Raw genomic sequence first — 13,255 nt, 5'->3', positions numbered from 1 at the left:
TCCCAGGCATTTCAGCTTCTCTTATTATTTATGCGCACCTCCGTTAATCTGCCCGTTTGATGAGCAAAGGCTGCCGATCATGCCGGCAGCCTTTTAAGGTATGTATTGAGCAAACATTCCTCGTTGAATTTTATCAGGATGAGATCTTCTCCTCCTTTGAGTGCTTTGCAAAAAACTGCGCACCCCGCTTCGGCAGCAATTCTGTTGCTACCATAACCCCAAAAATAATAAGCACCGAGCCGCCAATTTGTGGCCAAGTCACAGGTGTCCCGAGCAAAGCAAACCCGACGAGCATCGCAACGAAGGGCTGCAAATTCAAAAAGACAGCCGCTTTGGCTGCACCGACCTCTTTGATTTGACGATTCCAAAGAAGTCCACACAACCCTTGCATCAGCAGTGCGGTTGCGATGGCAAGGAACCACGCCCATAGCGGTGCCTGCCATATGGCATTTACCGGCTCCACCAACGAAGCAGCTATGATTTGCATAGCACAACCAATGAGAGTCGAGTACATGGTTGCGCTGAACGGATCGATACGCTCAATCAGCTTCCGCATCATAATAATTGAAGCGGCAAAGGTCAACATAGCGATAAAGATTAGCCACATCCCAGGTGTAATCTGGAACGGCTTACCTACTCCAACCACGCAATAAACCCCTAGTACCGCAATGATGGCACCACCGGCTACCCTTTGGGTTAGCGGCTCCCTAAGAAATAACCATGCGAGAATGGCTGTTGTAATAGGCGCAAGTGATAAGATTAGGGCGGCTGTTGTCCCATCCACTGTTTTTATCCCGGTAAAAAAAGCGGTTTGGTTTGCAAGCGTTCCTATCAGGCTTAGCGGAATTAAGAGCTTCCAATCCGACAGCTGCAGGCGAACGGAATTTCTCGTAAGCAGTGCGTATCCTATAAAAAATAAGGATGTAAAGGAAAGCCGGATAGCCGAAAGGAGCATTGGCGAAAACTGCTTCACTAATATAGCCCCGAATACAAAGTTGCTGCCCCAGAACAAAATACAAACAGAGAGCAACAAATACGATTTCATTTTCATATGGAGGTCCCTTCCTTCCCGTTCAAGAAACACTATCCCCCAGTTTACGACGATTGGGCCAAAGGTTCAATTGGTGGTAACAAATAAAAAAAGAGGAGTGCCGTGAAGCAAGCCCCTCATTGCGTATCCGCGGCCGTACTCTTCAATCAACGCTTCCACTTTTGTCCCCTCCTAATAACGTTAACCGTTTTGTTCGACTCCTTATAGCCTTACTTAAATTTAAAAAGCGCGATGCTAAAATGACATCGCGCTTTTAATGCTTGGGCCAGTTCCTGTTCAATCCTAGAATGCCGCCTTTTGAAAAGTGTTGCATAACCTTTTCATTAAATACCTTTGTTTCTACAGCCAAAGAATTAACTAGAGACTAACTCTTTTTCGATTAGACCAAGAGCCTTTGCTGATGAAGTATGAATTTCATGCAGAAGCTCTTGATTTTCCATTAGTGACACGCCATAAGAAGGAATCATTTCTTTAATTTTCTGTTCCCACTCTTTTATATGTTGCGGGAAGCATTTTTTAATTACCTCAAGCATAACGTGAACAGCAGTAGAAGCACCTGGAGAAGCACCCAGTAATGCTGCAATCGAGCCATCAGCGGCACTAATAACTTCCGTACCAAATTGAAGTGTACCTTTGCCGCCAGCTTCAGTATCTTTGATAACTTGCACACGTTGGCCCGCTGCTACTGAATCCCAATCATCGCTTTTGGCGTTCGGGATAAACTCTCGTAACTCTTCCATGCGCTTTTCTTTCGATAACATTACTTGCTCGATCAGGTATTTTGTCAATGACATGTTTTTGGCACCTGCCGACAACATAGTTACGAGATTATTCGGTTTTACTGAAGTTACCAAATCAAACATTGAACCGGTTTTTAAAAACTTTGGTGAGAAGCCGGCAAACGGTCCAAATAGCAACGATTTTTTATTGTCGATAAATCTTGTGTCAAGATGCGGAACAGACATTGGAGGAGCTCCAACCTTAGCTTTGCCGTATACTTTTGCATGATGCTGCGCTACAACTTCCGGATTATTACACACCATAAATATTCCGCTTACCGGGAAACCACCAATATGTTTTCCTTCAGGAATACCGGATTTTTGCAGTAAATGCAGGCTTCCTCCTCCGCCTCCGATAAAGACGAATTTTGCAGTATGGCGTTCGACGTTACCGCTATCGTTTCGTACTTTCAATTCCCACGAGCCGTCGCTAGTACGTTTGATATTATCAACGCTATGTTTGTATTTGATATCGACGTTTTTACTCTTTAAGTGGTCAAACAAAATGCGCGTTAAAGCACCAAAGTTGACATCTGTTCCAGAGTCGATTTTTGTTGCCGCTATAGGTTCATTCGATGAACGATCTTGTATAATAAGCGGAATCCATTCCATCAGTTTTTCAGGGTCATCGGAAAATTCCATCCCTTGAAACAGAGGATTTTTTGACATCGCTTCAAAACGTTTCTTTAAAAACGATACATTTTGTTCCCCTTGTACCATACTCATATGAGGTAAGGGCATGATAAAGTCCTGCGGATTACGTATCAGCTTGCTGTTTACAAGATAAGACCAAAACTGCATGGAAAGCTGAAACTGTTCATTAATTTTTATAGCTTTGCTAATATCTACAGATCCGTCTGGTTTTTCGACAGTGTAGTTAAGCTCGCACAGTGCCGCATGCCCTGTTCCTGCATTATTCCATTCGTTTGTGCTTTCCTCACCTGCATTTTCGAGCTTCTCAAACACTGTAATTTCCCATTCCGGTACTAATTCTTTCAGAAGTGTCCCTAAGGTCGCACTCATGATTCCGGCACCAATTAAGATGACATCTGTTTTAGTTTCTCTGTTGCTCATTTTAACCATCCTTATACCCTAAAGTTTGCAGAAAGGATGTAGGCGCTCCTGCTAAGGCGTCACACCAAAACAAGGCGCGAACTAGTCACACACCTTTTCTGTTTCAATTATAAACATATCATCGTGTATTACAATTTTTTACAGATTAAAATATCTACTATTATCTGATAATTATAAGCTATTTAAAAGCTGGTAACAAGTCAGAAATCCGTCCACAAAGTCTAATGAACACACAAAAACCAAGGTCTTAACCCAGCTTCTTGCAAGGATTAAGGCTTTGGTTTGCCGTTACCAGTGAACCTTTCGAAAGACTCCCCCCATACTTTTATTTAAATAAACTCAGTATTTATTAATGATGCAAACACTATTATGATAAGTAGGGTATAACCATCCATGGTATTTTTTACAACAATATTACTCAGTATCCAACCTTGAAAATAACTTGGTACTTTCTCACTGTGGTTTCGCACAAACTAATAATTCTAAAAAGGGGGGTCAAACTTGCATAGTAACGTTGGTTTTGCATTTAGCTCCGGTATTATTTTATTATTTTTTTTAATATCCTTTGCGTTATTTTTGGTACATATAGTTTTATGCGTTTGGGCATATCGAGATAGCATAAGGAGAGGTAAAAGCACGGAATTTGCAATAATTATTTTATTAGCAATGTTGTTTTTCCCAATCATAGGACTGATCGTTTATTTAATTATTCGTAATGATTAGTTCCAGATCGAATCACCGAAATTTCCCAATGAATCCTTAATCCTTATACCTTATAACAATCCCCACGATAGAGTCGTAAACCGTTTGTTTATTTTTGCTCCATAATGGACTTATCAAGTAAATAAGTACCAGACCGTAGACTGTCCCCAATAATGAATAAATTAAATAATTGGGATACTCAGAAGGAATCACCATGTGCCATATCGTGAAATGGGCGAGCTCCCAAGGGATGAATTTAAGGGTAGAACGAAAAAGCGAGGATCTAAATCCGATTGGTTGACCGTAAATGCCAGCCACCACAATCCTCATTTTTCGTTTACCCCATGTTGCATGCGATTTCGACCCCTCACATATGGCAAAATAAAGATATACAGGCAGTGTAATGAATAGAAACCCAGTGAACTCCGCCAACAAGGGGCTTGTCGTAAACAGCGGAGTCACCTGCGGTCTTGCAAGAAAAGATACTCCGATCAACAGGATGATGTAGCCCAAAATGATAAGATAATCCCAAAAAAAGGCGATTATGCGGGTACCAAACGATACGCTCTTTAGATTTTCATGTATCCGATCGTCCACTGATTGTCAGCTCCCATATAATTAACTTTCTCATGCTCCTAGCATCATCACCTCAAAATAATATTTTTAAAAAGTCCCCTAAAGAACTTATGTGCCCAATTAATTATATTCCACCCCCCCATATCGGCTTGATTAATCTTGTGACATTACTACCCTAAATCCTCAAAGGAGATAAGACTAAATGAAAATAATTATTTTCGGAGTAAGCGGAACAGTCGGAAAAGCATTAACTAAAACTCTTACAGTTAATCATCATGATGTTTATGGAAGTTATAATTTGAGTAAACCATCATTTTTACCTTCAGATCGTACTATTCAGCTTCCGATTGACGAACTTGATTTACTGGACAAGTTTTTATCGCAAGTCAATCCCGACTTCGTAGTTATGGCTTTGCGCGGAGATTTTGTAAAGCAGCTTAAGTTCCATATTAAAACTGCTGAATACTTAAGAAATACAGGGGGCCGAATGATTTTTTGTTCCACCTCTAATGTATTTGATGCAAGTACCAACTCGCCGCATTTCGAAGAGGATCCCCCCTCCGCTGCCAGTGATTATGGACAATTTAAAGCGGAATGTGAAAGGATATTGGCTGAAATACTTTTAGATAAACTTATCATTGTTAGGATCCCAGCCCTTTTTGGTCATGATACACCTCGAACCAACGAGTTGAGACAACAGCTTCAATACGGAGAGTCAATAAAGATCTATACCAATTTGTATTCCACCAGGAACACCGATCAGTTATTATCGATGCAGCTTACATATTTGATGGAACAAGGGCTAATGGGCATTTACCACCTTGGGACTACCGATATCATGAATCATTCAGAATTCACAAAAAAACTTTTGACACGTTGGGGTTATACAGATGTTGCATTCGAAGTATTAAAGCAGGATACTTTTTCCTCAGTCATCCCCGAAAGATACGATAACTCTCTTTTAACCAATAATCCCTTGCCGAATAAACTCCAAATGAACCACGAGCAGTTGATCGAATATTTATCAATTTTCAAGTGAGCCCGTTAGCACAGCAGGCCACCGAGTTTACAATTGGTAGCCTGCTTGAACTCTGTTCTATTGATTTAAGTATACCTCGTCCAAGACCTCAGTGTCTCGGATGGAGCGCACATTCAGCGTATTTTCAGCAACCTTTCAATTAAGATTCAGTTGGCTTTCACTTTTCCTTAAGAAACCAAGCCTATACTTCTAAATGTAAGTAAAACAATAGAGAGGAAGGAATGAGAGATGAGAGAAAGGCATATAAGAGGATCGGAAAATTGGCACCAATTCAAAGATAACTCCTATGATGGCATTCACCATGGATTTCATGGATCGCCACTTCTGAGCATCGTACTGTTGCTTGTCGTCGTTTTAATTGGCTATTTGTTGTGGAGAAGATTTCGAACACATAAGCAGAACAACCAGTTTACAAATATCGATGCTGCCATGCCGTCGGTTTACTATCAAATGCCCTTAAGTCACAGGGCGAACATGTTAGACGAATGGGAGCGCAACATTCACAAGGAGGAGAAACCAAATGGGAATTTTTAAAAGAGTAAAAGACATTGCATTGGCCGATATCAACGAGATGCTAGATAAAATGGAAAATCCGATCTACATGATCAAGCAATACCTTAGAGAGCTGGAGGAACAAATCGCTACCGCCAAGAACGCGCTTGCGAATCAATTGATCGCAGAGCGCAAGTTTGAAGCGTTGATCAGCGAGCTTGAGAAGGTAATCGGAAATCGTGTCCGACAAGCAAATCTCGCGCTCGATCGGGATGATGAAACGATCGCACAGCTCGCAATAGAAGAAAAGCTCATTTGCGAAAAGAGGCTCCACGTGTATCGAGAGCAGTATCAGACTGTGAAACAGCATATCGCAATGCTGCAAGAAACGCTTCATACTTCGAACGCGCTGTACGACGAGCTGCAAAGCCAAAAGTGGTTTCTAATGTCCAGAGCAAATAGCGCTCGAGCTATGCAAGACCTGAACCGTGCCGTTTCTTCCGTTGATACGGATACCGTTCGAAAAGGTTTTTCCAGAATGGAGGAGCAGGTGTGGCAGATGGAAGCTAGAGCCGCCGCAGACGCTCAGGTCGATCGTTTTTTTCACAATCCCGCCTCGGCTGGAACGAATACCCTTATCAAAAACGAGGTGCAGCAGGAGCTGGAGCGGCTTAAAGCTGAGAGAAAGTAGGTTATTTTACCTACAATTCAACAATAGTACCAAAAAAAGACGACCTCTTAAGAGTGTCGTCTTTTTTACATTTGAAACCGAAAAGTTTATAATATTCCAGTTTTCTGACTTTCTATGCTCACATAAAAATAGAGGCTATCCCCCTTTTGATGAAGCATCTAGTTTTAGTTGCCGTATATCTGATGCGGTACATAAGGCTCCTCTAGACTCGCAATTTCGTTTGAATCCAGCTTCACCGATAACGCTGCAACTGAATCCTCCAGATGATTAAGCTTTGTTGCGCCTATGATCGGCGCTGTTACCTGCTCTTTTTGCAGTACCCATGCAAGCGCGACTTGCGCGCGAGGAATGCCCCGCGTGGCGGCAATTTCAGCAACTCTCTCCACGATCTTGCGATCTGCGTCTACCATTGCCGCAACTAGCCTTTGACCGGCTTCGTCTATCTCTGAACGGGCTGTCTTTTCATCCCATTCTCGGGTTAACCGTCCTTTAGCAAGCGGACTCCATGGAATTATCCCGATTCCCTCTGAGCGGCAAAGCGGCAGCATCTCCCTCTCTTCTTCCCTATACAGTAAATTCAATAAATTCTGCATGGAGACAAACCGGGTCCAACCATTACGTTCGGCGACATGCTGCGCTTTCAAGAACTGCCAAGCATACATCGAGGATGCTCCTATATACCTTGCCTTACCTGCCTTTACTACGTCATGGAGTGCCTCCATCGTCTCTTCAATAGGCGTCGTGTTATCGAAGCGGTGGATCTGATACAAATCGACGTAATCCGTACCCAGCCGTTTTAGGCTGTTATCAATTTCGCTCATGATTGCCTTACGGGAAAGTCCCGCACCATTCGGACCCGGACGCATGCGGAAGTATACCTTTGTCGCAATGACGACCTCATTACGACGGGCGAATTCCTTCAATGCACGTCCGACAATTTCCTCGCTTGTCCCGTCAGAGTAAACATTCGCAGTATCGAAGAAGTTAATACCTAGTTCTAGCGCTTTTTTAATGAATGGTCTGCTTTCCTCTTCATTCAGCGACCAAGGAGCTATTCCGCGTTCGGGTACCCCATAACTCATGCAACCAAGGCAAATTCGGGAAACTTCCAAACCGGTGCGGCCAAGCTTTACATACTCCATTTAATCGATACACTCCTTAGTTTTATTTTTCACTGGTTCATGTATTCTGACCGAAAGAAGCGCGCCGCAGCGAGCTGCGTCAATTTGTTTCCGAGGGAATAGAACCGGTGTTCATAGGGCGAAGCCCTTTGTTTTTCAACAAACGTTTCGCAAAGTACGTGAACAGCAACAAGGAAAACGCGACCGACACGGCGCTGACCGTAAACATTAGCTGGTAGCTCGTATACTGGGAGACCCAGCCTAGCATGATCGCACCTAGCCCGATACCGAGGTCGGTAGAAGTCAATAAAGAAGCAGTGGCAACTCCTTTACGATCCGGGTGGGCAAGACGTATCGTTGCCGCTTGAAGAGCCGGATTCACGGAACCGAAACCGATACCGTACAGTACCGCTGAAACGAGCACGCCAAACAATCCAGTTGAAAAGCTCAAGGTAATCAAAGCCGAAATCGTAATCACAAGGGCCGGTACAATGACTAACGTCTCGCCGTGCCGGTCCGAAAGTTTTCCCGCAATGGGACGGATCAGGGCAAGCGTTGCGGCATAGGCCAGAAAGAACGCGCCGGGATTGACCTTGATCGAGTTAGCGAACAGTGGGACAAAGGTGGTAATGCCGCCATAAGCGATAGCATGAAAAAAGCTTGATGCCGTGACGGGCAAGACCGATTTTTCAAAAAATTCGATTCTCCTTGCGACAGATTTTGGCCGGAAAGGCATTTTTGCACCAAACGTCAAGAGCAGCGCTGCGGAAGAAAGGCCTACGGCGAATAGAAACAGAGCGTGGTACGATAGGTTCTGTGTAACCCAGATGCCGAATATCGGGCCGACAGCCATAGCCATGGTCGTGGCCGTGCCAAACCAACCCATTCCTTCTCCGCGACGGGCCGACGGGATCATATCCGCAATCGCCGTGTAAACAGCTGTTGTGGAAACGGCCCAGCTCATCCCGTGCAATATTCTGAGCCCCATCAAAACGACAATTCCGCCGATCCAGTCATACATATACATCGCTAACGTAAAAAGAAGCAGCCCCCACACGATAAACGGACGCCTGCCAAAACGGTCCAGCAGCACGCCGACGATCGGGCGAAAAATAACGGCAGACAGCATAAACGCGCCCGCCGCTAGACCAACCTGCGCTTCGTTGCCGCCCAACTGTTTGATGAACAGCGGCAGCGTCGGATACAGCGAATAAAATCCGGTGAATAGGAAAAACATCCCTACCGTCATGAGAATAAACGGCTTCGTCCATAGGCGTTCCACTTTCATTCCTCCTCAAGTTCTGTCAAGAACTCTTATGTGTTAAAGGCGTAACCTTATTATGCAATAAATGAAAAACAGACCGTTATCTCATTTGTCTTAAATGATTGCCTAATCCTCTCACTACCACTAACGCTACAGACGTATATGCCTTATAATTGAAAAAGATAAAACCACAAGGAGGAGCCTATGTCGGAGGAAATACTAAAACAGCAATATGAACTCGCCAAACTGATTGAATGTCACTCGGGTCAGGACGGAGTTTATAAGACCGCAATCCCATCTTTACTTCTTATTCGCTACTCTAATGTGACCGAGCCAGTCTACAGAGTTTACAAGCCTTCCTTATGTTTCATAGCTCAAGGTTTGAAAGAGATATTGCTAGCACAGGAGCGTTTTGAATATGGTCCTGCCGACTACCTTATTTCATCCATGAACTTGCCGGTGATCGGCCAGGTCATAAAAGCTTCTTTCGACGCCCCGTATTTGAGTTTCAAACTTGAATTTACACAGAGTCAAATTTTGGAGGTTTTAAATAACTCTGACATTCAAATCACCCCGAAAGAAAATGCTAAGCGAGCTATGTTTGTCGGTCAGATAGAGTTACCTATACTGGATGCGATACTCAGATTAGCTCGTTTGCTAGACAATCCCAAAGACATTCCGTTCCTCGCTCCCATCTACACAAGGGAAATTCTATACAGGCTTCTGCAAGGGCAGTATGGAGTTGCGCTGGCACAAATCGCAATGGAAGGAAGCAGCATCTATCGAATCAGGGAAGCTATCGAACAAATTATCAATGACTGTGATAAGCCTTTGCGAATTGAAGAGCTTGCAGAAATAGCTAGTATGAGTATTTCTTCGTTTCACAGACACTTCAAAGAAGTAACCGCTATGAGCCCTATTCAGTTTCAAAAACAGCTGCGATTGCAGGAAGCTCGGCGCCTATTATTATCCGAGTCAGCGGATGCCGCTGATGTCGCATTCCGGGTAGGTTATGAAAGTGCATCCCAATTCAGCCGCGAATATTCTCGTATGTTTGGTTCTCCTCCCAGAGCGGACATTAAGCGTCTGAAGGAAAAATATGACCAAAGACTAAACGTAAGATGATCCTCTTGACTTGTCACCCGACATTGGCCATTTGAATGAAAAAAACACCGCCTTTTTCGTTACATGCTTCATCATCTTTCTCAGCAGAGAGTTTCAAATATTCTTGAACCTTTTTCAATGGCATATGGGTTCTTTTGCCCCTTCTTCAGAAATAGTGAAATAGATTCAAATGCCCGGTATATCCGGCTAACGCATCCCTCCAGAAAAGCTGAAACAATGAAAAGGAGACCCGTAAACGACCGGATCTCCTTTTCATTTACACCTTGATTCTCGTGGGCAACTGCTTCGCTACATGACACTCTGGGCGTCGAACATGCATTGCTGAATTACCCCTGAGATGCTGAGCGGCTGAGCCAATCCTGAAAACGTGTCGTAGTGATGCGCGCGTTGCTATCGCTGGGAACGAGGGATTGATCATTTACTTCTACTGATCCGAAGTAGAGCGCGTTGGCGTCTGTGACAACCTGACGTGTGTCTTGATTTGCGCTCAAGAATTGCCGAACGAGTTCGTCGAGACGAATCTGTTCTGGGCCAGCCACCTCGACAATGCCATTCACTGGCGCCCCAAGTGTGAAATCGACCAACACGGCTGCAACATCATCCGAAACGATAGGCTGCATTAGGGCGGAAGGCAAACGAACGGTTTCCCCTTCTGTAGCCACATAGGCGATGCTGCCGACGAACTCGAAGAACTGCGTTGCGCGGACGATCGTATAGGGAATCTTGGAAGTCTTGATTAGCTCTTCTTGGGCCATTTTCGCGCGGAAATAACCACTTTGGAGAAGGCGTTCAGTACCAACGACCGACAGCGCAACGTGATGACTTACTCCAGCGGCTGCTTCAGCAGCAAGAAGGTTCTTATTCGATGTCTCGAAGAACTCCATAACTGCCTGGTCCTCAAACGAAGGCGAGTTTGTAACGTCGACGACAACCTGAGCGCCGCTAAGCGCTTCAGCGAGCCCCTCGCCAGTGATCGTGTTGACGCCTAAAGAAGGTGATGCCGCCACTGCCTCATGACCAAGCTCACGAAGGTTGTTTACAAGTTTTGATCCAATGAGTCCACTTCCACCAATAACTACAATTTTCATATTAATTCCTCCTAGTTTATAACTTGAAATATAAGTGCTAGAGATGAAGATCCGGTTAATAAGCGCGCGGCAAGGCACGCGAATTATACGTTGCTTTTGTAACTGATTAGCTCAGGCCAGCTTTCGTCAATCCAAATGCTGCGTCAGCCGAACCCGGTACAGTCTTGAAGGCTACATTTATGCGATTCCAAGCATTAATCGCCATGATTGAGAAAGTCAGATCCGAGATTTCTTTTTCAGACAACTGTCTGCGAACACGATCGTACAATTCGTCGGGTACGCCTTGTTCAGGCGACTTAGTCAGGATCTCAGTCCATGCCAGTGCAGCCCGTTCGCGTGGAACAAACAGCGTCGATTCACGCCAAATCGAGATGTGGTAGAGGCGAAGTTCGCTCTCGCCATTGATTTTTGCTTGCTTGACGTGCATATCCAGACAGAACCCGCACCCATTCATTTGCGAAGCCCTGATGTGAACGAGATCAAGGATCTTCTCTTCAATTGCGCTTTCCTTCTCGGCATTGCTGAATTCCATCATTTTTTTGAAAAGCTCTGGTGATTGCTGCATATAGTTTACCCGTTGTGTCATAACTGTGTACCTCCTGTTTTTTTGACACTATAAAGACAATTGGCGACTTCAATGTGTGACATAAAAACCTAAATTAATCATTCAATCGGAACCCGAGCGAAATATATCAAAGCGATTACTGCTGGTATAGAAATTAGCTGATGCTGCTATAGAGGTTAATTTTTGTCAAGAAGAAATAGAACAAATTAGCAAGCAAGAAGTACAAGATGGTTGAATGATGCTGTTGCCAGTCTCTCCAAACTCCCCAATGCCACACCGGAATTAAAAAAACTACACATCATCTTTTCATTATTTAACAAGTCGATCTGAGCAATTCAAATGTATAAAAAAACTGACCAAACCTCTAGCAAAATGTCAGAGTTGGGTCAGCTTTTTATGTTGTGAATATTCGCTATAATAGCCGATATCTCACCGACGAATCTTATTTTTTGCATTGTGCTTATTAGCCCCAGCAACTTAGTTCCACTGCTCATGCGAAGAAATTGCAAGAAACCACAAGGAATTCAGTTTAAGTGTTGTAATTTATCTGGATTCACAATAAAGTAAATTCGTTGAATAGTCATCGTTTGGGCATCCCACTCAAAACAAATAACCCCGGTTGGAATGCCTTCTTTTGTTAACAAAATCCCTGGTTGATCATTGACCTCGACCAGCTGTGCCTTTGATTCGGGAAATCGAGTCGACGAAAGGGCGTTCAATATCGCGAGCACGCGTTCTCTACTATATATAGGATTGATTGCGGCGGACACTTTTCCTCCACCGTCGGCAATCAATATGACATCCTCTGTTAACATGTCCACCAGTGATTGAATGTTACCATTCGAAAGGGCAGAAATGAAGCGAGTCACCAATTCCTTCTCTTCTGTAAGATGCGATGATAGTATTTCATCTTTTTCGGAGGACAAATCTACTTTTTTCTTGACACGACTGAAGATCTTACGGCAATTGACTTCAGATTTGTTGAACATTTCACCAATTTCACTATGTTCAAATGCAAAGACCTCTCTTAAGATAAACACAGCTCGTTCCAATGGCGAAAGTTTGTCCATAAGAATAAGAAAGGCATAAGAAATCGTATCATGACGCTCAACGCTATCTAACGGACTATGATCGTTTAATTGCACTGTTGGTTCTGGAAGCCAATTACCTACGTAGCTTATTCTTTTTTTTCGTGCAGATTTTATTTCGTTCAAACATCGATTGATCATCATTTTGCTTAAGTACGATTTGATATTATTAATATTGTCATTTAGAAATCCATGTATGCTTATAAACAAATCTTGAACCATATCCTCAGCATCTGATCTAGAGCCAAGCATACGGTAAGCAATTGAAAATAAATGAGGTTTGTAGGTTTTATACAAATCTTCAATGTTATTAGTTGATGGATCAATTGTATAACTTTGCATATTATCCGCCTTTCTTTAATTCGAAAAGTCTCGCCCATATCTACTTATTATTTAACAAATCGAAATGGTCCATTCTATGAAATAAATGATCTAGGTAAAATAAAAGCTTTCGGATTTGCAGTTTGGAAATCATTATTTAACTTCATCGTAGTTATCACTGATAAGACAATTGGCGATGTCAATGTGTGACATAATCTCAAAAATTCTGAATTCATCAGAAGATACGAAAATCTATTCATCATAAACTCAATAACTAGT

The 13,255-nt window shown here is 43.3% G+C and carries 13 protein-coding genes; 5 read left to right on the top strand and 8 right to left on the bottom strand.

Going from position 1 to position 13,255, the window contains the following annotated elements; all coding sequences use genetic code 11:
* Positions 1-133: 133 nt before the first annotated feature.
* A complete protein-coding gene (locus tag AC58UU_RS22015) occupies positions 134-1,051 on the bottom strand; it encodes a DMT family transporter (protein ID WP_497318862.1) in 918 nt (305 codons plus the stop codon).
* A gap of 353 nt (positions 1,052-1,404) precedes the next feature.
* Entirely contained in the window at positions 1,405-2,904 is a 1,500-nt protein-coding gene (locus AC58UU_RS22010; protein WP_497318861.1) for a malate:quinone oxidoreductase, read from the bottom strand.
* Positions 2,905-3,405: 501 nt separating this feature from the next.
* Between AC58UU_RS22010 and AC58UU_RS22005 the strand changes: the two genes are divergently transcribed.
* Positions 3,406-3,627: a PLDc N-terminal domain-containing protein gene (locus tag AC58UU_RS22005; protein ID WP_497318860.1), complete on the top strand. Its 222-nt coding sequence runs from the start codon at positions 3,406-3,408 to the stop codon at positions 3,625-3,627.
* A gap of 36 nt (positions 3,628-3,663) precedes the next feature.
* On the opposite strand, the gene AC58UU_RS22000 is transcribed toward AC58UU_RS22005, so the two are convergent.
* Positions 3,664-4,203 (bottom strand): RDD family protein, encoded by a 540-nt coding sequence (locus AC58UU_RS22000; RefSeq protein ID WP_497318858.1) that lies wholly within the window; start codon positions 4,201-4,203, stop codon positions 3,664-3,666.
* A gap of 181 nt (positions 4,204-4,384) precedes the next feature.
* Here AC58UU_RS22000 and AC58UU_RS21995 point away from each other — a divergent pair, with 181 nt between their 5' ends.
* From AC58UU_RS21995 to AC58UU_RS21985, 3 genes are all read left to right on the top strand, one after another.
* The gene (locus tag AC58UU_RS21995; protein ID WP_497318856.1) at positions 4,385-5,221 is read left to right on the top strand and encodes a sugar nucleotide-binding protein; all 837 of its coding nucleotides are present in this window, start codon (positions 4,385-4,387) and stop codon (positions 5,219-5,221) included.
* A 228-nt stretch (positions 5,222-5,449) separates the two neighbouring features.
* Positions 5,450-5,755 carry a hypothetical protein gene (locus AC58UU_RS21990; protein ID WP_497318854.1) on the top strand — a complete coding sequence of 102 codons (306 nt, stop codon included), beginning with the start codon at positions 5,450-5,452 and terminating at the stop codon, positions 5,753-5,755.
* Positions 5,742-6,404, top strand: coding sequence for a PspA/IM30 family protein (locus AC58UU_RS21985; protein ID WP_497318853.1), 663 nt, complete (start codon positions 5,742-5,744; stop codon positions 6,402-6,404). Before AC58UU_RS21990 ends, AC58UU_RS21985 begins: the two co-directional genes overlap by 14 nt.
* A gap of 164 nt (positions 6,405-6,568) precedes the next feature.
* Here the strand turns inward: AC58UU_RS21985 and AC58UU_RS21980 are convergent, their stop codons facing one another.
* Positions 6,569-7,546, bottom strand: coding sequence for an aldo/keto reductase (locus AC58UU_RS21980; protein ID WP_497318852.1), 978 nt, complete (start codon positions 7,544-7,546; stop codon positions 6,569-6,571).
* Between the two features lie 79 nt (positions 7,547-7,625).
* The gene (locus AC58UU_RS21975) at positions 7,626-8,807 is read right to left on the bottom strand and encodes an MFS transporter (protein ID WP_497318850.1); all 1,182 of its coding nucleotides are present in this window, start codon (positions 8,805-8,807) and stop codon (positions 7,626-7,628) included.
* A gap of 186 nt (positions 8,808-8,993) precedes the next feature.
* Here AC58UU_RS21975 and AC58UU_RS21970 point away from each other — a divergent pair, with 186 nt between their 5' ends.
* A complete protein-coding gene (locus AC58UU_RS21970; RefSeq protein WP_497318849.1) occupies positions 8,994-9,914 on the top strand; it encodes an AraC family transcriptional regulator in 921 nt (306 codons plus the stop codon).
* A 326-nt stretch (positions 9,915-10,240) separates the two neighbouring features.
* On the opposite strand, the gene AC58UU_RS21965 is transcribed toward AC58UU_RS21970, so the two are convergent.
* From AC58UU_RS21965 to AC58UU_RS21955, 3 genes are all read right to left on the bottom strand, one after another.
* On the bottom strand, positions 10,241-11,080 hold the full coding sequence (locus AC58UU_RS21965; protein WP_497318847.1) for an SDR family oxidoreductase: 840 nt from the start codon (positions 11,078-11,080) through the stop codon (positions 10,241-10,243).
* Between the two features lie 28 nt (positions 11,081-11,108).
* Complete coding sequence (locus AC58UU_RS21960) at positions 11,109-11,588, bottom strand: carboxymuconolactone decarboxylase family protein (protein WP_497318846.1); 480 nt, start codon at positions 11,586-11,588, stop codon at positions 11,109-11,111.
* Positions 11,589-12,091: 503 nt separating this feature from the next.
* Positions 12,092-12,997, bottom strand: a complete 906-nt coding sequence (locus AC58UU_RS21955) for an RNA polymerase sigma-70 factor (protein WP_497318844.1) — start codon at positions 12,995-12,997, stop codon at positions 12,092-12,094.
* Positions 12,998-13,255: the final 258 nt, after the last annotated feature.

The organism is Paenibacillus sp. JT22N1, from assembly GCF_059692155.1.
The sequence above is the reverse complement of the archived record's forward strand: the minus strand, read 5'-3'. Positions and strand labels throughout refer to the sequence as shown.